Annotated in this window: 19 protein-coding genes and 3 tRNA genes; 5 read left to right on the forward strand and 17 right to left on the reverse strand. The window is 74.1% G+C overall.

All coding sequences use genetic code 11. The features are described from left to right. Positions 1-310 precede the first annotated feature (310 nt). From ACH4FX_RS08395 to ACH4FX_RS08410, 4 genes are all read right to left on the reverse strand, one after another. Positions 311-1,561 (reverse strand): tyrosine-type recombinase/integrase, encoded by a 1,251-nt coding sequence (locus ACH4FX_RS08395; protein ID WP_398476476.1) that lies wholly within the window; start codon positions 1,559-1,561, stop codon positions 311-313. Positions 1,562-1,661: 100 nt separating this feature from the next. Further along, positions 1,662-1,738 (reverse strand) — tRNA-Ile (locus tag ACH4FX_RS08400). Between the two features lie 180 nt (positions 1,739-1,918). Beyond that, positions 1,919-1,991 (reverse strand) — tRNA-Asn (locus tag ACH4FX_RS08405). Positions 1,992-1,996: 5 nt separating this feature from the next. Further along, positions 1,997-2,069: transfer RNA gene (locus ACH4FX_RS08410), tRNA-Asn, on the reverse strand. 246 nt (positions 2,070-2,315) lie between these two features. Here ACH4FX_RS08410 and ACH4FX_RS08415 point away from each other — a divergent pair. Together ACH4FX_RS08415 and ACH4FX_RS08420 are read left to right on the forward strand one after the other, a co-directional pair. After that, on the forward strand, positions 2,316-2,615 hold the full coding sequence (locus tag ACH4FX_RS08415; protein ID WP_398476478.1) for a YtxH domain-containing protein: 300 nt from the start codon (positions 2,316-2,318) through the stop codon (positions 2,613-2,615). A gap of 110 nt (positions 2,616-2,725) precedes the next feature. Further along, positions 2,726-4,165 carry an FGGY family carbohydrate kinase gene (locus tag ACH4FX_RS08420; protein ID WP_398476480.1) on the forward strand — a complete coding sequence of 480 codons (1,440 nt, stop codon included), beginning with the start codon at positions 2,726-2,728 and terminating at the stop codon, positions 4,163-4,165. Positions 4,166-4,341: 176 nt separating this feature from the next. On the opposite strand, the gene ACH4FX_RS08425 is transcribed toward ACH4FX_RS08420, so the two are convergent. From ACH4FX_RS08425 to ACH4FX_RS08450, 6 genes are all read right to left on the reverse strand, one after another. Next, the gene (locus tag ACH4FX_RS08425; protein ID WP_398476482.1) at positions 4,342-5,538 is read right to left on the reverse strand and encodes an RNA polymerase sigma factor; all 1,197 of its coding nucleotides are present in this window, start codon (positions 5,536-5,538) and stop codon (positions 4,342-4,344) included. Positions 5,539-5,759: 221 nt separating this feature from the next. Beyond that, entirely contained in the window at positions 5,760-7,691 is a 1,932-nt protein-coding gene (dnaG, locus tag ACH4FX_RS08430; protein ID WP_398476484.1) for a DNA primase, read from the reverse strand. A gap of 94 nt (positions 7,692-7,785) precedes the next feature. Next, a complete protein-coding gene (locus ACH4FX_RS08435) occupies positions 7,786-8,748 on the reverse strand; it encodes a pyridoxal-phosphate dependent enzyme (protein ID WP_398476485.1) in 963 nt (320 codons plus the stop codon). A gap of 106 nt (positions 8,749-8,854) precedes the next feature. Then, on the reverse strand, positions 8,855-10,138 hold the full coding sequence (locus tag ACH4FX_RS08440; protein WP_398476487.1) for an NAD(P)/FAD-dependent oxidoreductase: 1,284 nt from the start codon (positions 10,136-10,138) through the stop codon (positions 8,855-8,857). Positions 10,139-10,482: 344 nt separating this feature from the next. Continuing rightward, the gene (locus ACH4FX_RS08445) at positions 10,483-11,847 is read right to left on the reverse strand and encodes a deoxyguanosinetriphosphate triphosphohydrolase (RefSeq protein WP_398476489.1); all 1,365 of its coding nucleotides are present in this window, start codon (positions 11,845-11,847) and stop codon (positions 10,483-10,485) included. Further along, complete coding sequence (locus ACH4FX_RS08450; protein ID WP_398476491.1) at positions 11,844-12,806, reverse strand: sirohydrochlorin chelatase; 963 nt, start codon at positions 12,804-12,806, stop codon at positions 11,844-11,846. Before ACH4FX_RS08450 ends, ACH4FX_RS08445 begins: the two co-directional genes overlap by 4 nt. 202 nt (positions 12,807-13,008) lie before the next feature. Here ACH4FX_RS08450 and ACH4FX_RS08455 point away from each other — a divergent pair, with 202 nt between their 5' ends. Then, positions 13,009-15,243: a molybdopterin oxidoreductase family protein gene (locus ACH4FX_RS08455; protein WP_398476493.1), complete on the forward strand. Its 2,235-nt coding sequence runs from the start codon at positions 13,009-13,011 to the stop codon at positions 15,241-15,243. Here ACH4FX_RS08455 and ACH4FX_RS08460 read toward each other — a convergent pair. The 4 genes from ACH4FX_RS08460 to ACH4FX_RS08475 all read right to left on the reverse strand — a co-directional run bounded on the left by ACH4FX_RS08460 (position 15,201) and on the right by ACH4FX_RS08475 (position 17,922). Beyond that, complete coding sequence (locus tag ACH4FX_RS08460) at positions 15,201-15,659, reverse strand: nuclear transport factor 2 family protein (RefSeq protein ID WP_398476495.1); 459 nt, start codon at positions 15,657-15,659, stop codon at positions 15,201-15,203. The genes ACH4FX_RS08455 and ACH4FX_RS08460 overlap by 43 nt on opposite strands. 130 nt (positions 15,660-15,789) lie before the next feature. After that, positions 15,790-16,245, reverse strand: a complete 456-nt coding sequence (locus ACH4FX_RS08465; RefSeq protein WP_398476497.1) for a MarR family winged helix-turn-helix transcriptional regulator — start codon at positions 16,243-16,245, stop codon at positions 15,790-15,792. Between the two features lie 118 nt (positions 16,246-16,363). Then, positions 16,364-17,380, reverse strand: coding sequence for an adenosine deaminase (locus ACH4FX_RS08470; RefSeq protein ID WP_398476498.1), 1,017 nt, complete (start codon positions 17,378-17,380; stop codon positions 16,364-16,366). A gap of 110 nt (positions 17,381-17,490) precedes the next feature. Then, positions 17,491-17,922 carry a gamma-glutamylcyclotransferase family protein gene (locus ACH4FX_RS08475; protein WP_398476500.1) on the reverse strand — a complete coding sequence of 144 codons (432 nt, stop codon included), beginning with the start codon at positions 17,920-17,922 and terminating at the stop codon, positions 17,491-17,493. A gap of 121 nt (positions 17,923-18,043) precedes the next feature. Here ACH4FX_RS08475 and ACH4FX_RS08480 point away from each other — a divergent pair, with 121 nt between their 5' ends. Beyond that, positions 18,044-18,757, forward strand: a complete 714-nt coding sequence (locus tag ACH4FX_RS08480; RefSeq protein WP_398476502.1) for a vancomycin high temperature exclusion protein — start codon at positions 18,044-18,046, stop codon at positions 18,755-18,757. A gap of 19 nt (positions 18,758-18,776) precedes the next feature. Here the strand turns inward: ACH4FX_RS08480 and ACH4FX_RS08485 are convergent, their stop codons facing one another. Continuing rightward, on the reverse strand, positions 18,777-19,853 hold the full coding sequence (locus ACH4FX_RS08485) for a trypsin-like serine peptidase (RefSeq protein WP_398476504.1): 1,077 nt from the start codon (positions 19,851-19,853) through the stop codon (positions 18,777-18,779). A gap of 94 nt (positions 19,854-19,947) precedes the next feature. Further along, positions 19,948-20,244 carry a divalent-cation tolerance protein CutA gene (gene cutA, locus ACH4FX_RS08490; protein ID WP_398477033.1) on the reverse strand — a complete coding sequence of 99 codons (297 nt, stop codon included), beginning with the start codon at positions 20,242-20,244 and terminating at the stop codon, positions 19,948-19,950. A 327-nt stretch (positions 20,245-20,571) separates the two neighbouring features. Between cutA and ACH4FX_RS08495 the strand changes: the two genes are divergently transcribed. Beyond that, a complete protein-coding gene (locus ACH4FX_RS08495) occupies positions 20,572-20,904 on the forward strand; it encodes a cupin (protein WP_398476506.1) in 333 nt (110 codons plus the stop codon). Between the two features lie 77 nt (positions 20,905-20,981). Here ACH4FX_RS08495 and ACH4FX_RS08500 read toward each other — a convergent pair whose 3' ends face one another. After that, positions 20,982-21,767, reverse strand: a complete 786-nt coding sequence (locus tag ACH4FX_RS08500; protein WP_398476508.1) for a sulfite exporter TauE/SafE family protein — start codon at positions 21,765-21,767, stop codon at positions 20,982-20,984. Positions 21,768-21,806: the final 39 nt, after the last annotated feature.

A 21,806-nucleotide genomic window follows, 5' to 3' on the forward strand; every position in this document is an offset into this window, starting at 1 on the left:
TCGCGGTCCTCGCTCCGCCAGCCCGCCAGAGCACGGTGTAGCTCACCGTGCCGTCCTTATTCTCCCGATTCCTGATACTTGCCATGCTTGGCACGTTACGTCAGAGGCGTGTTGACACGGTGTTGACGTTATGAACACGGAGAGGTCCCCTGACCGGCGTTTCCGCAGGTCAAGGGGCCTCTCGACGGGTGGAGCCTAGGGGAGTCGAACCTCTGGGCTGCGCTCCTCGGCTCTCGGCAGGCCCTGGCCTCCCTTCTCGGCGCCCTCAAGGATCAGAGGAAAGGCACGGGCAGCGAGTCAACCCGTAGCCTCACGCCGCATCCAGCACCTCTTCGGCGGTCGGTACCGTCCCCGCTGGGTTCATGGCCCACTCCACGGCCGCCACAACTTCATCGTCCGCGGACTCCAGGAGGTGGCCGTACCGGTCGACCGTGGTGGTGATGGACTCGTGTCCGAGCCTTCCCTGGATCACGGGCAGCGGGACCTTCCCGGCTATCAGCCATGAGGCATGTGTGTGGCGGAGATCGTGGATGCGGGGCCTCTTCGTCAGGCCGGCGGCGTTGGCGGCATCCAAGGCGGGTTTCCAGCGGTTCGCGAAGAAGAAGCCGGAATGCCAGGACCCTCCGCCGGGGGAAGTAAAGATCAGGTCTTGCGGCTGCTTGCCCCGGCAGACCCGCTGGAACAACTTCACCTGATCCTGACTCAGGACGAGCGTGCGCCGGGACTTCTTCGTCTTGGGGGCGCCGAGGTACGTGCCGCCTTCCGCGCGGCGCTTCCATGCGCGTTGCACGCGGAGTTTGGGGCGCTTGCCGGTGAACGTGAAGTCGCGGGGCTGGAGTGCCGTCGCCTCACCCCAGCGCAGGCCGGTGCCGATCAAGGCGTCGACGAGATCGACAGCGTCGGCCTTCAGGTGCGCGCGCAGGAGCGCGTACTCCTCCGGCTCAAGGAAGACCTCTTCGTCCTCGGCCTCATCCCCCTTCGGCAGACGCGTGTGGGCGCAAGGGTTCGAGTCCCGCAGAGGCGGGTCGGCGGTCACGGCGGTCTGGAGGATACTGAAGAGCAGTCCGTGGAGGTTGGCGATGGTCTTCGGAGCGTAAGCCCGCCGCACCGTGCCAGGCTCGTGGTGCGGCCCGGGGCGCCCGTCATGGAGATCGTTGATCCACTGGCTGACATGGTCGCGCGTGATCTTGTTCGCGTAGTCCGAGACTGCCAGGTCCCGGAACCACGGGACCATGTGGTTCTCGATGAATCTTTGATAGTTGGTGCGGGTGTGCCCGGATATGCCTGTCAGTAGCTCGACGTACTTGGTGGCGTAGGCGGGGAACAGCTCCCCGGCCGGACACTCGGGCTCGCTCGGCTCCTCGACGAATCCATGACCCTTGACCCAGCCAAGCGGCCATTGCTGTCCGTGACCGTTCACGAGTTCACGGAAGCGTTTCGCCGCGGTCTCGTCGTCGAAGATCTCGCGCTGCCACTTGCCGTCGCGGGTACCACCGGCGCGCCAGACGACCCCGTAGGACACGGTGCCAGCCTTGCTCGTGTGGGTCTTGATGTGCGCCATGACGACCAGCGTACGAGGGGCGCGTGAGGCAACCGTGAGGCGACGAGCGTCGCCAAACGGCCGCGAAGTGACGTTTCCGCAGGTCACAACGTTTCTGCAGTGGTGGGGCGGGTGGGACTCGAACCCACGGCCGACGGATTATGAGTCCGCTGCTCTAACCGGCTGAGCTACCGCCCCGAAACGGCGCGCCGCGCACATTTGTGCGCGCCGTCTGCCGCAGCATAGCCGCTCATACGATCTGCTGCGCGGGTGGGTCCTCGATGGGCCGCCATGCTTGTCCAAGAGGACTTGGATCACCGGGTGTTCGGTTCCCCCGCGCAGGAAAAAAGGCCCCCGTGGGGGCCCTCTTCCGTCCTGCTCCCCCGACTGGACTCGAACCAGTAACCCTCCGGTTAACAGCCGAATGCTCTGCCAATTGAGCTACAGGGGACCGAGCTCCCCCGACTGGACTCGAACCAGTAACCTGCCGGTTAACAGCCGGCTGCTCTGCCAATTGAGCTACAGGGGAATGCTCTGTGTGCCTCGAATGCACTCCGATCCGGGGCTCCGGACGGCGTGCGCTCGCTGCTGCACATACATTAGCGCAAGCAGGGGGGTGCTCCGCCAATCGGTATGGCCGCGGGTGCTCCCGGATGATCTTCTGGTCCGCGGGTAGGCGGGCAGCACAGCCCAGCGGGCAGGCGCTCAGGCGCGGCCCGGCGGACCGACCACAGCGCGCGCGAGCGAGACCGACGAGAGGGAAGGTGGAGCGACGATGCGCTACCGGCTCACGTTCATCACGGGACTGGCCATCGGATACGTGCTCGGCACCAAAGCCGGCCGGGAACGCTATGAGCAGCTCCGCAAGAGCGCCCGGCGGATCGCGCAGAACCCGGCCGTCCGCAACACCGCGGAGTCCGCCGCCCTCGGTGGCCGTGAGGTGGCCACCAAGGCGTTCGACAAGGTGTCGGCGAAGGTCGGGGACCGGATGCCGGGGCCGGTGGCCCAGCGCATCCGCGCGCTGCGCGAGCAGCGCGGCGCCGACGAGGACGAGTGGGGCACGAGCAACACCTGATCAACGACGCAGGCCGGGCGGCCGGGGCCGGCCGGCCGGCCTGCGTCGCGTCCACGGGGGTGTGAACCTGGCGGCCGTCGCGTCCCGCGCATGGGGCATCATCTGGGGGCATGGGGATAGTCGCCGGGCTGGACAGTTCGTCCGAAAGCACACGGATCGTGGTCTGCGACGCGGACACGGGTGCCGTCATCAGGCAGGGGTACGCGCCGCACCCCGCCGAAAAGGGACACGAGATCGACCCGCAGGCGTGGCTGATGTCACTCGGCGAGGCCGCGGGCAACGGGCTCCTGGAGGGCGTACAGGCGATCGGGGTGTCCGCGCAGCAGCACGGGATGCTGCCGCTGGACGCCGACGGCGCCCTCGTACGGGCCGCGCTGGTCGGCAACGACAAGCGGGCGCAGAGCGCGGCGGCGGACCTGACCGACGCGCTCGGCGGGCGGTCCGCCTGGACGCAGGCCGTCGGCGCCGTCCCGCACGCCGCCCAGCCGCTGACCAAGCTGCGCTGGCTGGCCCGTAACGAACCGGCGAACGCGGCGCGCGTGGCCGAGGTCCTGCAGCCGCACGACTGGCTGGTGTGGCAGCTGCTGGGGCGGCCGGCGCGGCGCACCACGGACCGGGGCGGCGCCTCCGGCACCGGCTACTGGTCGGCGGCGGCCGGCGCGTACCGGCCGGATCTGGTGGAGCTGGCGCTCGGGCACCAGGTGCGGCTGCCGGAGGTGCTGGGCCCGTCCGGCACCGCCGGGTTCACCCCGGAGGGGCTGCTGATCTCCGCCGGTACGGGCGAGACGATGGCCGCCGCCTTCGGGCTGGGGGTCGGCACCGGGGACGCGGTGGTGTCGCTGGGCGCCTCCGGCTCGGTCTTCGGCATCCACCACGAGGCGCTGGCGGACTCCAACGGCACGATCACCTCGCTCGCGGACGCGACCGGGATGCATCTGCCGGTGGTGCACACGAGCAACGCGGTACGGGTGCTGCGCGGCACGGCCGAGATGCTGGGCACGGACCTGGCGGGCCTGTCCGAGCTGGCGCTGAAGTCGACGCCCGGGTCCTACGGCATGGTGCTGCTGCCGTACCTGGAGGGCGAGCGGACGCCGCACCTGCCGCACACCGCGGGCTCGCTGCACGGGCTGCGGCGCGAGAGCATGAAGCCGGAGCACCTGGCGCGGGCGGCCTTCGAGGGCATGCTGTGCGGGCTCGCGGACGCGCTGGACGTGCTGCGCGGGCGCGGTGTCGAGGTGCGCCGGGTGTTCCTGCTGGGCGCGGCGGCCGAGCTGGGCGCCGTGCAGGCGGCGGCGCCGGGGCTGTTCGGGGCGCAGGTCGTGGTGCCGCAGCCGGCGGACTACGCGGCGCTGGGCGCGGCGCGGCAGGCGGCGTGGGCGCTGGGCGCGGCGCACGGCACGCTGGCTCCGCACGAGCCGCCGCGCTGGCCCGCGGCGGCCAGCCAGGTCTTCGAGCCGGGCGAGGACCTGCCGGTCGGGCAGGCGGTGCGCCAGCAGTACATCGCGGTACGGGAGGAGAGCTACGCCGGGGCGTTCCTGTCCGCTCAGTGAGCTGCCGGTGCTTCGCCCACCGGCCGCGCCCCGGCAACCAGACCGTTGCCGATGGCTCTTGGCCGGGCACCGGACTGATCGTCGGCGCGATGCGAGCCGCCTCGTGATGCGCCGACTGCCTTTCCGGGCACGCCGGTGACAGCCGTCGGACGGTTCCGGGAGCCGTCGGAAACGCCTCAGTCGAGATAGCCCCGGAGTTGGTCGGCGAAGGCGTGGTCGCGGAGTTTGTTGAGGGTCTTCGACTCGATCTGGCGGATGCGCTCGCGGGTGACGCCGAAGATCCGGCCGATCTCCTCCAGGGTGCGCGGGCGGCCGTCGACGAGCCCGTACCGCAGCTGGACGACCTTGCGCTCGCGTTCGCCGAGGGTGGAGAGCACCGCTTCGAGGTGTTCGCGCAGCAGCAGGAAGGCGGCCGACTCGACGGGGGACGCGGCGTCGCCGTCCTCGATGAGGTCGCCGAGCGCGACGTCGTCCTCCTCGCCCACGGGGGCGTGCAGGGACACCGGTTCCTGGGCGAGCCGCAGCACCTCGCTGACGCGTTCGGCGGGCAGGTCGAGCTGGGCGGCGACCTCCTCGGGCGTGGGCTCGCAGCCGCGCTCCTGGAGCATCCGGCGCTGCACCCGGACGACCCGGTTGATCAGCTCCACGACGTGCACCGGGACGCGGATCGTACGGGCCTGGTCGGCCAGCGCGCGGGACATGGCCTGGCGGATCCACCACGTGGCGTAGGTGGAGAACTTGTAGCCGCGGGCGTAGTCGAACTTCTCCACGGCGCGGATCAGCCCGAGGTTGCCCTCCTGGACGAGGTCGAGCATGGTCAGACCGCGGCCGACGTAGCGCTTGGCGACGGAGACGACCAGGCGCAGGTTGGCCTCGATGAGGCGGCGTTTGGCCATCCGGCCGAGGACGACCAGCTTGTCGAGGTCCAGGGCCAGTTGGGAGTCCAGGTCGGGGGTGAGCCGCAGCTTCTCCTCGGCGAACAGCCCGGCCTCGACGCGCCGGGCCAGCTCGACCTCCTCCACGGCGGTCAGCAGCGGAATCCGGCCGATCTCCCGCAGGTACTGCCGGAACAGGTCGGAGGAGGGGCCGCCCGCCTCGGGACGCGGCGGCGGCTCCGGGGCGATCTCCTCCACGAGGATTTCGGGCGCGGGCGGCTCGGCCTGCTGCGGCACGGTGGCCGTCGGCGCGGCCGGCGCGTCGGCGAGGGTCCGGGTCTGCACGGGGGCGACCTCCAGTGTGAACGCTGCTGAGGCGGCGGAAAGGCCGGGACCGTCTGCGGCCGAGCCGCTGTCCGTCCCGTACATCAAGAGCGGTTTCGCGGGGGATTCCGGTTCGGTACACCCGGACCCGCCGCGCTCCGAGGACTCAGGCACCGCTCCTCAGTGTGGAGTACGACACACGCCCGCCACGAGGGGCGTGCGGGCACTTTTTGGGTCCGTACGGTGACCGCGTGGCTACGGCGGGGTGGGTACCGGCCGGGCGCGGGCGGCCAGGACGGGGTGGACGGCACGGGACGGCGGGCGGCCACGGCGCGGTGGACGCCGCGGGAGGACGGGCGGCCACGGCGGGGCGGACGCCGCCGGGGTGCGGGCGGTTACAGGGCCGCGTAGCCGCGTTCGCGCAGGGACTGGCCGTACTGCTGGAGGACCCACAGCTCGTTCTGGACGGCGGCCAGGTGCTGGGGGTCGGCGTTCGGGCCGAGGCGCTGGAGGGCGCCGCGGATCTCCGTGACGCGGCGGTTGACGGCGGCCAGCCGCACGGCCACCAACTGGACGCCCGCGTACGCCTCGTCGGGGTCGCGGCGGGTGTGCAGCGGTTCCACGGCCAGCTCGGTGACCAGGGCACGGACCGTGTCGTCGGGGGCGGCCTCGCGGACCCGGGCGAGGTAGGTGTTGTCGCCCGCGGCGGACATCGCGCCGCCCGCCTCCTGGATGCACCGGCGGACGGTCGCGTACGGGGGCGCGGTGAATTCGTCCGCGCCGTACGCGTCGAAGGCGGGCGAGACCAGATCGGGGCGCTGGAGGGCCAGCTTGAGCAGTTCGCGCTCGACGAGGAGGGCGGGGCTGCGCAGATTCAGCGCGGGGCCGCGCGGGCCGGGCGGCGGCTGTACGGCGTCGGGGGCCTGCGGGGCGGCGCGGCGGCCCGTACGGGTCGGGTGCTGGCCGTTCTGGCCGTTCTGGCCGTTCTGGCCGCGCTCGCGGGCCCAGCGGGCGAGCTGGCCGACCCGGCGGACCACGAACTGGGTGTCGAGGATGCCGAGCATGCCGGCCAGCTGCACGGCGGACTCGTGCTGGATGGAGCTGTTCTTGATGTTGGCGACGATGGGCGCCGCCTCGTCCAGGGCGGCGGCGCGGCCCACGGTGGTGTCCAGGTTGTGCCGGGCGACGACCTGCCGCAGCGCGAACTCGAACAGCGGCGTACGGGACTCCACCAGGTCCGCGACGGCCGCGTCGCCCTGGGCCAGGCGCAGGTCGCACGGGTCCATGCCGCCGGGGGTGATGGCGATGGAGGTCTGGGCGGCGAACTTCTGGTCGTCCTCGAAGGCGCGCAGCGCGGCCTTCTGGCCGGCCGCGTCGCCGTCGAAGGTGAAGACGACCTCGGAGCCGGAGTTGTCCATCAGCAGCCGGCGCAGGATCTTGATGTGGCCCTCGCCGAAGCTGGTGCCGCAGGTGGCGATGGCGGTGCGGATACCGGCCAGGTGGCAGGCCATGACGTCGGTGTACCCCTCGACGACGACCGCGCGGTTGGTCTTGGCGATCTCCTTCTTGGCGAGGTCGATGCCGTACAGGACGTGGGACTTGCGGTAGAGGGGGGTCTCCGGGGTGTTCAGGTACTTGGGGCCGTTGTCGTCGTCGCGCAGCTTGCGGGCGCCGAAGCCGACGACCTCGCCGGCGATGTCGCGGATCGGCCACATCAGGCGGCCCCGGAAGCGGTCGATGGGGCCGCGGCGGCCGTCCTGGGAGAGGCCGGAGAGGATCAGTTCCTTGTCGCTGAAGCCGCGGCCGCGCAGGAACCGGGTGAGGTGGTCCCAGCCCGCCGGGCTGTAGCCGACGCCGAAGTGCTGGGCGGCGGCCTGGTCGAACCCGCGCTCGGCGAGGAACGCGCGGCCGATCTCGGCCTCGGGACTGTCGAGCTGCTCGATGTAGAACTGCGCCGCCACCTTGTGGGCCTCGACCAGGCGGGTGCGCTCGCCCTGCTGGCGGCCGGGGGTGTAGCCGCCTTCCTCGTAGCGCAGGGTGATGCCGGCCTGGGAGGCCAGGCGCTCGATGGTCTCGGCGAAGGAGAGGTGGTCGAGCTTCATGATGAAGTCGACGACGTCCCCGCCCTCCTGGCAGCCGAAGCAGTGGTAGAGGCCCTTGGCCGGGCTGACGTGGAACGACGGGGACTTCTCGTCGTGGAAGGGGCACAGGCCCTTCAGGTTGCCGCCGCCCGCGTTCCGCAGCTGGAGGTACTCGGACACGACGGCGTCGATCGGGACCGCGTCCCGTACCGCCTTCACGTCGTCATCGTTGATCCTGCCTGCCACGCCTGAATTCTACGGGTGGGGTACGACAGTCCCGCCCGGACCCGTGTGCCGGGCGGGACCGCCGGTCGTTCCGGGGGCCTGCGGACCGCGCCGCTCAGCCCATCAGCTCCAGGAAGCGGTCCAGCCCGATGTTGCCGCCGGAGATCACCACGCCGATCCGGCGCGGCAGCGGTTCGACGGCCCCGGCCAGCAGGGCGGCCAGCGCGCTGGCCCCGCTCGGCTCGGTGACGATCTTCAGCCGTTCGAAGGCCAGCCGCATCGCAGCCCGGATCTCGTCGTCGCCGACCAGCACCACCGAGTCCAGCAGCCGCCGGTTGATCGCGAAGGTCAGCTCGCCGGGCTCGGCCAGCGCCTGCCCGTCGGCGATGGTGTGCGGTACGGGGATGCGCACCCGCTCGCCGGCCGCCAGCGAGCGCCGGGTGTCGTCCCCGGTCTCCGGCTCGACGCCGATCATGCGGATGCCGGGCGACAGCGCGGTGGCGGCCACCGCCGAGCCCGCCGTCAGCCCGCCCCCGCCGACCGGCGTGAGCAGGGCGTCCAGCGGGCCGGTGTCCTCGATCAGCTCCAGCGCCGCGGTGCCCTGCCCGGCGATGACGTGCGGGTGGTCGTACGGCGGGATCAGCGCCAGGCCCCGGTCGGCGGCGAGCCGTGCGCCGAGCGCGGCCCGGTCGCCGGTGTAGCGGTCGTACGTGACGATCTCGGCGCCGTAGCCCTCGGTGGCGTCCCGCTTGGAGCGCGGCGCGTCCTCGGGCATCAGGATGACGGCGCCGCTGCCCAGCTCCCGGGCGGCCAGCGCGACCGCCTGGGCGTGGTTGCCGGAGGAGTACGCCGCGACGCCGCGCGCGAGCTGTTCCGGTGCCAGCCGCGAGACGGCGTGGTAGGCGCCGCGGAACTTGAACGCGCCGGCCCGCTGGAAGTTCTCGCACTTGAGGTGCACCTCGGCGCCGACGAGGCGGTCGAGGGTGCGGGAACGCAGCACCGGGGTGCGGTGGACGACGCCCTTGAGGCGGGCGGCGGCGTCCTGGACGTCGTCCGGTGTGACGGTGGCTTCGGGCATGGGCGGCTCTCCCTGGGCGTCGGCTGCGGTGCGGGCCCCGACCGCCGGGCGGGCGGTGCGGGCCGGAGTGGTCCGGGCCCGGGTGGCCGGGCCCGGCGGTCCGGGCTCAGAGCAGCGAGTCCAGGGCCGCCTCCGGGTCGGCCAGCGCGGCCGGGTCCAGGACCTGCCGCGAGCGGATGAGCCGCTGGATCGGTTCGGTGACGTCCCACACGTTGACGTTCATGCCCGCCAGCAGCCGCCCTTCGGACAGCCAGAAGGCGATGAACTCGCGCTTGCCGACGTCGCCGCGGCACACGACCTGGTCGTACGAGCCGGGAGGCGCGTAGCCGGAGTACTCCAGCCCGATGTCGTACTGGTCGGAGAAGAAGTAGGGGATGCGGTCGTAGGTGACGTCCTGGCCGAGCATGGCGCGGGCGGCGGCGGGGCCGCCGTTGAGGGCGTTGGCCCAGTGCTCGACGCGCAGGCCGGCCGGCTCGCCGTCGTCCCCCGCGCCGAACAGCAGGGAGTACGGGAAGGCGGCGACGTCACCGGCGGCGTGGATGTGCGGGTCGGAGGTGCGCAGCGCGGCGTCCACCGCGACGCCGCCGCCGTGCGCCGGGTCGACCAGGGTGAGCCCGGCCTGTTCGGCCAGCGCGGTGCGCGGCGCGGCGCCGATGGCGGCGAGCACGGCGTGGGCCGGGTGCTCCTCGCCGTCGTCGGTGCGCGCGGCCAGCACCACGCCGTCCTGTCCGGCGATCTCGGTGAGGCGGGCGCCGAAGTGGAAGCGGACGCCGTGCTCGCGGTGCAGGTCGGTGAAGAGGCTGCCCAGTTCGGGGCCGACGACGCTGTGCAGCGGGGTCGGCTCGGGCTCGACGATGGTCACCTCGGCGCCGTACGAGCGCGCGGCGGCGGCGACTTCCAGGCCGATCCAGCCGGCGCCGGCGATGACGAGGTGGCCGTTGTCCCGGCCGAGGGACTTCAGGACGCCGCGCAGCCGCTCGGCGTGCGCGAGGCGGCGCAGGTGGTGGACGCCGGCCAGGCCGGTGCCGGGGATCTCCAGGCGGCGCGGCTCGGCGCCGGTGGCCAGCAGGAGCTTGTCGTACGCGATCAGGGTGCCGTCGCCGAGGCGTACGGTGCGGGCCGCGCGGTCCAGGTGGACGGCGGGCTGGCCGAGGTGCAGTTCGATGTCCGCGCCGGCGTACCAGGCGGGCTCGTGGACGAAGACGCTGTCCCGCTCCTCCTTGCCGAGCAGGTACCCCTTGGAGAGCGGGGGGCGCTCGTACGGGTGGTCGCGCTCGTCACAGATCAGTATCACCCGGCCGGTGAAGCCTTCCGCACGAAGGGTCTCGGCGGCCTTTGCCCCGGCCAGGCCACCCCCGACGATGACGAACGTCTGGTGTGCGTCGACCACTTGCTTCCTCCTCGCTGCGGCGCGGTGCGTCCGCGTCCGTGAACGCCCCCCGATCGTGTCCCCGTTCTACCCCCGCAGTGCCCGGGCGGCGTGCTGCCGCCCGCGGCCGGCCGCGTGTCCCCGCCCGGTCGTGTGACCGGGGTGGGGTGCCTCCCAGGCCGTTCGGCACTGGGGACATACCACGTTCCGCCGCCGGACACCCTGCCGTGCCCCTGATGTGTTTCCCCCGTGCGAAACACTCAAGCCCGAGCGTCCCGCACCGGGGCGTGCCGCGGGAAGGGGGCCTGTTCCCCCGGGGCGCGCCGGCCACGTCCATGCTGCCCTGCCGGTGCCGGTGCCGCTGGTCAGAGCGTGCCCCGCGGCCGGGTGAGCCGGGCGTGCAGGGAACGTGCCGAGGCGTCGGTGAGGGCGGCGATCTGGTCGATCAGGGCCCGCATCCGGGCGGTGTCGTCCCCGGCCGCCTCGGCCCGGTCGTACAGGGCGCGGAACTGCGGGTCCAGGCCGTCCGGGGCCCGGGCGATGAGCGCTTCGGCGAGTTCGGCGATGACCACGCGCTGGTCGGCGCGGAGCGCCTCCTGGTCGGGGCGGCGCATGACGTAGCGTTCCGCGACCGCCTTCAACACGGCGCATTCCAGCCGGGTTCCGGGCGGTACGACGAGCCGGGCGCGGTGCCGGGTGGGCCGTCCGTCCCCTCCCCCGGTGCCCGAACGGCCCGGGCGGTGCCCCCACTCGGCCCGGGTGGCGCTCTCCGCGGCGAGGCAGAAGCGGCCGATGAGCTGGCTGGTGGCGTCCTTCAGGCGGGCCTGGGCGACGGCGGTGCCGTCGTAGCCGTGCGGCCACCACTCCTGGTCGAGCAGGCGGTCGAGGGCTTCGCCCAGTTCCGCGGGGTCCGCGCCGGGCGCGTAACGTTCGGCGGCGATCGCGAACACTTCGGCACGTTCGGGCTCGGCGAGCAGGCAGTTGGGGTCCAGGTGGCCGGCGTGCAGCCCGTCCTCGACGTCGTGCACCGAGTACGCCACGTCGTCGGCCCAGTCCATGACCTGCGCCTCGAAGCTGCGGGCCGCTTCCGGGGCGCCCTGCCGGAACCAGGCGAAGACCGGCAGGTCGTCCTCGTAGACCCCGAACTTGGGCGAACCGGGGTCGGTCGGGTGGCCGCCGCGCGGCCACGGGTACTTGGTCGCGGCGTCCAGGGCGGCCCGGGTGAGGTTGAGGCCGACGCTGACGGCCGTGCCGTCCGCGTCGGGGACGAAGCGTTTGGGTTCCAGGCGGGTGAGCAGCCGCAGCGACTGCGCGTTGCCCTCGAAGCCGCCGCAGGGCGCGGCGACCTCGTTGAGCGCCTGCTCGCCGTTGTGCCCGAAGGGCGGGTGGCCCAGGTCGTGGGCGAGGCAGGCGGTCTCCACCAGGTCCGGGTCGCAGCCGAGGGCCGCGCCGAGTTCCCGGCCGACCTGGGCGCACTCCAGGGAGTGCGTCAGGCGGGTGCGGGGACTGGCGTCCCACAGGTGCTCGGTGGTGCCCGGTGTGACCACCTGGGTCTTGCCGGCCAGCCGGCGCAGCGCGGCGGAGTGCAGCACCCGGGCCCGGTCGCGCTGGAAGGCGGTGCGCCCCGGGCGTTTGTCGGGCTCGGGGACCCAGCGTTCGGTGTCGGCCGCGTCGTAGCCCGTGCCGTTGTGGCCCGCTTCCCGCCCGGCCGTCGTTCGTGTGCCCGTCATACGGTGACGGTAGCCGCCCTGATGGGGTCGTGGTCGCATGCGCTGCGCGCAGCGAGCGCCTGGTCGTAACGGTGCAGCACCAGCCGGGCCAGCGCGGGGTGGTCGCCGAGCGGCGCGGCGGCGGGCCCGGGGGCCGCGGCGGCGCACTGGGCGGCGAAGCGGCCCGGCGCGGTGAAACAGGCGGCGAGGACCGGGCGGTGGTGGCCGCGGGCGGCGAGGGCGCGCAGCGCGGCGGGGACGGAGAGCGGTGTGCCGGGCGGGCCGCCGGCCGCGGGCGCCGAGGCGTAGGCGGGCAGGACGGGGACGCCGCCGAGCCGGTCGGACAGGAGCCGCGCCGTACGGGCCGTGTCGGCCGCCGACTCGGGGACGCGCGACCCGGCGGCGGCGAGCACGACGGCGCTCGGCCGCCGGGCGCCGGCCTCTTCGAGGCGGGCGTGCAGGGCTTCGGCGAGCAGGGGGTGCGGGCCGAGCGGGCGGGCGAGGCAGGACGCGAGGTGCGGGGCGTCGGCCAGCGCGGCCGGTATGTCGTGGCCGGTGTGGTGGCCGCGGGCGAGCAGCAGCGGTACGGCGACGGCCGGGCCGCTCAGCCGCGCCAGCGTGTCCGGGAGCAGGGGCGCGTTCAGTTCGATGTGGCCGAGGCGGACGGTGAGGCCGGGGCGCAGGGCGCGTACCCGGTCCAGGAGGGCGGTGACGGTGCGCAGTGCGCGGGGGTCGCGGCTGCCGTGCGCGACCGCGACCAGTGGGGGCGCCTCCCAGTCCGTTGAGGCGCTGGTGGAGGGGCGGGGTCCGGCCGGGGCGTGGAGCGCCGGGCTCCGGCGGGGCAGGCCGTACAGCCTGACCCGGCCGAGCCGGTCGCCGAGCTGCGTGGTGATCTCCGTCATGAGCTGCGCCGTACTGTCGAAGGGGACCGCGGGGCCGACGGGGCCCGCGGACGGTGGGGGCGGTTTCGACGCCGTCATGGAGGGAGCCTGGCAGCCGGTCGTTGCGGGGCCGTTGCGTGGGCGTGACGGCGGGTTTCCGGTGGCTGTCGGGGTCCGGAAGCCGTACGTGAGGCACGGGCCCGGCTCCTCACCCATGAGGTACGGGCACCGTGAGGCGCGCTTCCCCGGCCCGTAACCCCGCCCCGGACCAGCCGAAACACACGCGTCGCAGGCTGGCCGCATGACTGCCGCCACCCCCCGCACCGCCACCGTCCCGGCGGCCCCGCCGCCGGAAGCGCGCGCGAGCGCGCCCGTGGAGACGCACTGCCCGTACTGCTCCCTCCAGTGCGGCATGGGCCTGCGCCGCTCCCCGGCGGGAGCCGCCGGTCCCCCGGCCGAGGTCGTCGAGCGCCCGGCGTTCCCCGTCAACCGGGGCGCCCTGTGCGGCAAGGGCCGCACCGCCGCCGAGCTGCTCGCGCCGGGGGCCCGGCTGACCGAGCCGCTGGTGCGGGACGCGGCGACCGGCCGTCTCGTACCGGCGGACTGGGAGACGGCGCTGGACCGGGTGGCCGACGGCCTGGCCCGCACCGGCGCCGGGTACGGCAAGGACGCGGTGGGGGTCTTCGGCGGGGGCGGGCTGACCAACGAGAAGGCGTACGCGCTGGGCAAGTTCGCGCGGGTGGTGCTCGGCACCTCGCAGATCGACTACAACGGCCGGTTCTGCATGTCCTCGGCCGCCGCCGCGCACCAGCGGGCCTTCGGCCTGGACCGCGGGCTGCCGTTCCCGCTGGCCGACCTCGCCCGTACCGGGTGCGTCGTCCTCGTCGGCTCCAACCTGGCCGAAACCATGCCGCCCGCCCTGCGCTACCTGACGGAGCTGAAGGAGAACGGCGGCCGGCTGATCGTCGTCGATCCGCGCCGCACCCGCACCGCCGAGCAGGCGGACCTGCATCTGGCGCCGCGGCCCGGCACCGACCTGGCGCTCGCCCTGGGCCTGCTGCACTTGGTGGTGGCCGAGGGCCGCACGGACGAGGACTTCATCGCGGCGCGCACCAGCGGGTGGCCGGCGGCGCGGGCCGCGGCGATGGCGCACTGGCCGGAGCTGGTCGAGCGGATCACCGGTGTGCCGGTCCCCCGGCTGCGCGCGGCGGTACGGATGTTCTGCGACGCGGACGGCGCGATGGTGCTGACGGCGCGCGGGCCCGAGCAGCAGGCGAAGGGGACGGACACGGCCGGCGCGTGGATCAACCTGTGCCTGGCGACCGGGCGGGCGGGGCGCGAACGCTCCGGGTACGGGTGCCTGACCGGCCAGGGGAACGGGCAGGGCGGGCGGGAACACGGCCAGAAGGCGGACCAGTTGCCGGGCTACCGCAAGCTGGCCGATCCGCGGGCGCGGGCGCACGTGGCAGGCGTGTGGGGCGTACCGCCGGACTCCCTCCCGGGGCCCGGCCGCAGCGCGTACGAGCTGCTGGACGCGCTGGGCCGGGATGTGCGCGCCCTGCTCCTCATGGGCTCCAACCCCGTGGTCTCGGCGCCGCGCGCCGCCCATGTGGAGGAGCGGATCCGGGCGCTGGACTTCCTCGCGGTGGCCGATGTGGTGCTGTCGGAGACGGCGGCGCTGGCGGACGTGGTGCTGCCGGTCGCCCAGTGGGCGGAGGAGACCGGCACCACGACGAACCTGGAGGGCCGGGTGCTGCTGCGGCGCCGCGCCCTGGACCCGCCGCCCGGTGTCCGCACCGACCTCCAGGTCCTCAACGCCCTCGCCGCCCGCCTGGGGTGGGAGAAGGGCTTCCCGGCCGACCCGGAGGAGGTCTTCGACGAACTGCGGCGCGCCTCGGCCGGCGGCCCGGCCGACTACGCCGGTATCACCTACCGGCGGATCGCCGCCGAGGACGGGGTCTTCTGGCCCTGCGCGGACGAGGACCACCCCGGCACCCCGCGCCTGTTCCTGGACCGCTTCGCGACGCCCGACGGCCGGGCCCGCTTCGTCCCGGTCACCCACCGCCCCGCCGCCGAGGAACCGGACGACGCGTACCCGGTGATCCTGACCACCGGCCGGGTGCTGGCCCAGTACCAGTCCGGCGCGCAGACCCGCCGCGTCCCGGAGCTGAACGCCGCGGCCCCCGGCCCGTACGTGGAGATCCACCCGCGCCTCGCCCGGCAGTACGGCATCGAGGACGGCCGCCCGGTCGCGGTGGTCTCCCGGCGCGGCCGGGCGCTGGCCCCCGCGCGCTACAGCGAGGCGATCCGCGCGGACACCGTCTTCATGCCCTTCCACTGGCCGGGCGCGGGCCGCGCCAACACCCTGACCAACCCGGCCCTGGACCCCGTCTCCGGGATGCCGGAGTTCAAGGTGTGCGCGGTACGGCTGGAGCCGGCGGCGGAGGCGGACGGGGCGGCCGGCCCGGCGCGGGCCGGTGCCGGCGAGCGCCCTCAGGGTGTGCAGGCCGCGGCGATCGACAGGCTGTCCTCGTAGAGGTGGTGGCGGGTGATCCGGCCGTCCTCGACGGTGAGGCGCAGGGCGAACGGGCCCTCGAAGGACTTGCCCGTCGCCCGGACGGTCCCCGCCACGTGCCCCGTCAGGACGGCGTCGGTGCCGTCGACGAGGAAGGCGTCGACCGAGGCGCGCGCGTCCTCGGGGACGGTGTGCTCCGCCAACTCGGCCGCCTGGGCGGCACATTCGGTGGCCGTGGACCGCGGGCGGATCCACGGGACGGCGGGGTTCTCGGCGAGCAGCCAGTCGACCCGGTCGGCGAACAGTTCCCCGAGCCGCGCGGTGTCCCCGGCCATCCGGGCGGACAGGAACTCCCGCACGACGGCCCGGGTGGCCTCGGCGACGGCGGTCGCGGCGGTGCCCGGACCCGGCGTTCCGGTGGTGGGGTGGGCGGTCATGGCGCTCTCCTCGCGGCTGCGGCGGCGGTCCCGGCGGGGGCTCCCGCCGATGGGCCCGATCCTGCCGTGGGGAGGGGGAGCGGTCGATTACTCCCGGGGTAATCCCGGAGGCGGCCGGGGGCACGGCCGCTCAGTGGTGCCACATCTGCCCGCCGACGTTGTGGATCATCCGCTGGAGCACCTTGAGCGTACGGACGTACTCCTCGTCGTCGATGCCGTCGTGGAGGGTCGCGCGCATCTCCTCCTGGAGGGCGGCGCACCGGGCGTACACGTCCGCGCCATCGGCGGTGAGGTGCAGCCGCCCGCCGTCGAGGGTGGCCAGCCCTCGGTCGAGGAGGCCGTCGACGGCCGTGTCCATCCCCTCGGCGCCGACGTCCAGGTAGCCCTTGAGCATGTCGGTCACCTCGGCCCGGTCCCGGCCCTCGGGCCGGCCCACCAGCTGGTTCAGCATCCACCACTGGGGCTGGGTGACACCGTGGCGGGCCAGCCCGGCGCGGATGTGCGTGACGGCCGCCGTGTGGGCGGCCCAGGTCCAGTAACCGGCGGGCTGGCCCGCGAGTTCGGTGTCGCTGTGCGAGTACTGCATGGTCGTGTCCTCACGTGTCGGCGGGGCGGAGTGCCCTGGTGAGGAAGAACCTAGGACCTCAACTTGACTTGAGGTCAAGGGCGGCGGCCGTCACGCACCCGGGAGCGCCGCGCCCCGCTCATCCGCGCCCGTGCGCCTCGACCTCCTTGAGGTACGCCGCCCGGGTCTCCTCGTCCAGGAAGGACGCGCGGAACGAGTTGCGGGCGAGGGTGCGCAGCGTCTCCTCGTCCAGGTCCAGGGCGTCGCGTACGGCGGTGAAGTTGTCGTCGGCGTAGCCGCCGAAGTAGGCGGGGTCGTCGGAGTTGACGGTGACCAGCAGGCCGGCGTCGAGCATCGCGGGCAGCGGGTGGTCGGCCAGCTCGTCGATGACGCGCAGCCGGACGTTGGACAGCGGACAGACGGTCAGCGGCACCTGGTCGGCGACCAGGCGGGCGACCAGCGCCGGGTCCTCCAGGCAGCGCACGCCGTGGTCGACGCGGTCCACGCCGAGCACGTCCAGCGCCTCCCACACGTACGACGGCGGGCCCTCCTCGCCCGCGTGCGCCACGCACTTGAGCCCGGCCGCCCGCGCCAGCGCGTAGACCTCCTTGAACTTCGACGGCGGGTGCCCGACCTCGGCCGAGTCCAGGCCGACGGCGGTGATCCGGTCCAGGTACGGGCGGGCCGCCTCGAAGGTGGCCAGCGCCGACTCGGCGCTCTCGTCGCGCAGGAAGCACATGATCAGGCGGGTGGTGATGCCGTACCGCTCCTCGGCGGTGTCCAGGGCCCGCGTCAGGCCCTCGACCACCGTGCCGACGGGCACGCCGCGCGAGGTGTGCGCCTGCGGGTCGAAGAAGATCTCCGCGTGCCGGACGCCCTGGGCCTGCGCACGGGCCAGGTAGGCGTGGGTGAGGTCGGCGAAGTCGTCCTCGGTGCGCAGCACGGCCATCAGCGCGTAGTACAGGTTCAGGAACGACTGGAGGTCGCTGAAGGAGTACGCGCGGCGCAGTTCGTCCTCGGTGGCGTAGGGCAGGCGGACGCCGTTGCGCTCGGCGAGGGCGAAGGCCAGCTCCGGTTCCAGGGTGCCCTCGATGTGGAGGTGCAGTTCCGCCTTGGGGAACGGGGGGTTCGCCGGGACCGGGGTGGAGGGGGGCACGCTGGGATCACACCTGTCTGCTGCTGGGGTCTTCCTGGGCTGCCCGGACCGCCGGGGCCGCCGGAGCCGTGGGGCCGCCGGGCCTGTGCGGTTCGGGCAAGTGGTCCAGGTTAACGGGACGGCATCCTCCAGTCGCCGCCCGGGACCGGTGTGCCGGATGCCCGCAGGCGGCCGGCGAGCGGCTCGGCCGCCACGTACAGCCACGCCCGGACGGTCCGGCCGTCCGCGCGCTCGGTCGGCCAGGCCACCCGCTCGTAGAGGTTGCCGGGCGCGCCGGGGACGTGGCCCTCCAGCCGGTCCAGGGCGGCGCGCACGGCGTCGTAGACGTCCTCCCGCGGCCGTACGAGGTCGCCGTGCACGACGGCCTCCGCGGGGCCGGTCACGGCGTACGGGTAACCTGGCCCCTCGTACAGCGACACGCCTCTGACCAGCGCGGATTCCTCGCCCGCCGTGCGGCCTCGCAGGCACCGGGCGTGGTTGGCCCGGCCGGGGCGCAGCGTTCCGTAGACGAAGAACGGCAGGCGCTCGGGCTCAGTGGTCATCCGGGCGGCTCCTTCGTGCGGGCGCGGGGCGGGCGGTGCGCGGACTCCCTGGTCCCCGCAACCATGCCAGGCCGCGGAGCGTCGCTGCCTACGGCGGCAACGAAAACAACAGGGGCAACTTTTGACACAGCAGACGCAGCAGGCACAGCGCACAGGGTGGATACGGCGGGTGCGCAGCCGTCTGCGGCTGCCCCGGACGCGGCGCGGGCAGCGGCGGGCCTTCCAGGCCGGTGTGCTCGTCTGCGTGCTGGCGCTGCTGCCTGCGACGTGGCTGAACGCCGCCGCGGGGTCCCGGGTCCGTACGGTCGAGGACGTTCCGGCGGCGCCGGTCGCCGTGGTCTTCGGCGCGGGCCTGTGGGACGGCGAGCCGTCCCCGTACCTGGCACACCGGCTGGACGCCGCCGCCCGCCTCTACGAGCGGGGCACGGTCCGCGCGCTCCTGGTCACCGGCGACAACAGCCGCACGGACTACGACGAGCCGGACGCCATGCGGCGGTACCTGGTCGCGCACGGCGTGCCCGCGAACCGGATCGTCGGCGACCACGCGGGCTTCGACACCTGGGACAGCTGCACGCGGGCCCGCCGGATCTTCGGCGTGGACCGGGCCGTCCTGGTCAGCCAGGGCTTCCACATCCGGCGCGCGCTGGCGCTGTGCGCCGCGGCCGGACTCGACGCGTACGGGGTCGGTGTGGACGACCGGCACGACGTCACCTGGTACTACGGCGGAGTCCGCGAGGTGTTCGCGGCGGCGAAGGCGGCGGCCGAGGCGGCGCTGCGGCCCGACCCGCGCTTCCTCGGGCCCCGGGAGGACGGGGTGGCGGCGGCCCTGCGGTGACGCGGGCCGCCGCCGGCCCTCAGCCGGTGACGGCGCGGGCATACAGCCGGAAGACGTCCGCGCCGTAGTACGGGCTGTAGGACGTCCGGTGGCTGTCCGGGCCGGACGGGCCGCCGCCGTTCAGGCCGCCGATGTTGCCGACCACGTAGCCGGTCTTCGTCCGCTCGTCGAAGCGGCTCAGCCAGGGGCTGCCGGAGGTGCCGCCGTAGAACCCGCCGCACTCCATGCGCAGCTGCCGCTGCCCGGTGAGCCGGCTGGTCCGCACCGCGCACCGTATGGCCCGGTCCGCGGGGTCGTTGCGGGCCGTCGGGTAGCCGATGACGGTGACGTCGGTGGTGTAACCGGGCGTGCGGGACAGGATGTTGCCGCCGGTCACCGATTCCAGCGCGCGCCCCTGGCCGTCCGGTTTGACCGTCGCGAACGCGAAGTCCAGGTCCGAGCCCGGGCCGGTGCCGGTGCGCCGGGGATCGGTGAAGCCGCGGTCGATCGCCCAGACCCCGTACGGCTGGGTCTCGGCGCCGGAACGATACTGCGGGACAAAGGCCGCACGGGACCCCGGATCGCAGTGCCCGGCCGTGAGGATCAGGTTGCGGCGCGGGCTGCGGACCACACTGGCGGTGCAGTGGTGCGCCTGCGCGTCCTTGTCGACGGAGAAGAGCACGCCGACGGAGGGCACACCGTCGAAGTGCTGCGCGGAGCCGGCGGCCGGCGCGCCGGCCGCACCCTGCCCGGCCGCCGTGGTCCGCGCGGCGGGCGCGGCGGCGCTCTTGCCGGCGCCCGGACCCGCGGGGACGGCCGACGCCATCCGCCCGGCCGTCCAGTACTGCGTCGCGGCCTCGCTCGTCCAGCCGCCGCCGTCGTCATCGTCGTCGGCGGTCGCGCCGCTCGCGGGCGCCACGAGGAGGCACAGGGCGAGCCCGGCCCCGGCCGCGGCCGTCCGGACCAGGGCCGGGCGTCTGCGCCGGTGTCCGCGGCGGCGGTGCCGGGGCCTGCCGTCCGGCCGTCCGTCACCGTCCGCCGGGCCCGGCCGCCCGCCCGCGTCCGCCGTACCCGACCGCCCGTCACCGGCGCTCCGCCGGGCCCCGGTTCGGTTCACTCCGGTCCCCCGCATCTCGGTCCGGCCCGTCCCGGTCCCCCGCGTCCCGGTGCGCGCCGCCTCGGAGCGCGCCGTCCCGTATCGCCGTCCCACGTCAGCTCGTCTCCTCCGCGACCCAGGCGAGATACCCCGCCCCGCCCCGGGTGACGGGCGTCGCGATGATCTCCGGTGTGTCGTAGTCGTGCGCCCCGATGAGATACGCCTCCAGCGCCTCGTACCGCGCCGCCGCCGTCTTGAACAGCACCTGCCACTCCTGTGCCGTCTCGATCGCCCGCTCCCACCGGTACACGGACGTGACGGGCGCGCTGATCTGCGCGCACGCCGCCACCCGCGCCTCGATCGCACCGCGGGCCAGCGCCTCCGCCTTCTCGGCGCTGTCGGTCGTCGTCATGACGGTCAGCACCCCCGCCGGGCCGCCCCCGTCCGCCGCGGCCGCCTCGGGCCGGTCCCGCTCCGCCGGTTCGCCTCGCACCTGAACGCCCCCTTCGGGCACTGGTCGGTCGATGATCAGGTCCCTCCGCATCGTACGGACCGCCGTGATCATCCGGTCCCCGGCCACCGGCCCGGCGCGGTGCGCACCGGCCATTCGGCAGCCGCCCGCCACCCGTCAGGATGGACCGCGCCCGGCGCCGGTGCGGTTACCGCGGCCCATACGGGTACCAGTACCGCCACCGGTGCCGGTCCCGGCGCCGCGGACCCCCGACCGAAAGGCCGCGTCATGGACGACCTCAGCTCGCTCGCCCGCCGCCAGCTCGACGACGCCAGGGCCTCGGCGCACGGCCGCAGTGCCCACCTCTTCCTCCAGGACGGACCGCTCCGGCAGACGGTGATCGCGCTCATCGAGGGGGCCGCGCTGGACGAGCACACCACGCCGCCCGCGGCCAGTCTCCAGGTGCTGCACGGCCGGGTCCGGCTGACCGGGACCAGCGAGGACCGGGACCTGATCGCCGGTCAGGTGGTGCCGATCCCGCACGAGCGGCACGGTCTGAAGGCCCTCCAGGACTCCGCCGTCCTGCTGACCGCCGTCACCGCGACGAAGAGCATGAACTGAGACGCAGGACGTGAACCGACGGGCGGACCGGGGCCCGTCCCCCGGGAGGCGCGGCCCGCGCCCGGCGGGCCCGCCTCTCAGGCCACCCACTGGTCGAAGGCCAGCTTGCACAGCAGTGACACGACGACCACGACCAGCACCCCGCGCACGAACCCGGCGCCCCGCTTGAGGGCCATCCGCGCCCCGACCGTACCGCCGACGAAGTTGAACACCGCGAGCAGCGCGCCCAGTTGCCACAGGACCGTGCCCTGCCAGGCGAACATGGCCAGCGCGCCGACGTTGGTGCACACGTTGACGATCTTCGCGGTGGCCGAGGACGTGACCAGGTCCATGTGCAGGATCGCGGCCAGCGCCACGACGAGGAACGCGCCGGTGCCGGGGCCGATCAGGCCGTCGTAGAAGCCGATGCCCAGGCCCGCGACGAGGACCGCGGCCAGGACGCGCCGCCGGGTGACCGGCCCGGAGGGCGGCGGGGCGGTGCCGAAGGCCGGGCGGAAGAGGACGAACGCCAGGACACCGGTCAGCACGGTCATGATGAGCGGGCGCAGCACCTGGCTGTTGATGCCCGCCGCGAAGAACGCGCCGCCCAGCGAGCCGCCGAGCGCGGCCAGTCCGATGCGCAGGGCGGTGCGCAGGTCGACGGGTGCCTTGCGTACGTAGGTGCAGGCCGCCGCCGCGGTGCCGACGACGGCGGCGGACTTGTTCGTGCCGAGGACGTAGGCGGCGGGTGTGTGCGGGAGGCCGACGAGCAGCGCCGGCAGGAGCAGCAGACCGCCGCCGCCCACGACGGCGTCGATCCAGCCGGCCGCGAGGGCCGCCACGCACAGCAGGAGGGTCGTCGTCAGGCTTATGTCAGCGGGCACCGGCCGATCTTAAGGAGCCGGGCGGTACGGCGGCGGCCG

It is taken from the genome of Streptomyces sp. NPDC018019 (assembly GCF_044327805.1).
Lineage (GTDB): Bacteria > Actinomycetota > Actinomycetes > Streptomycetales > Streptomycetaceae > Streptomyces.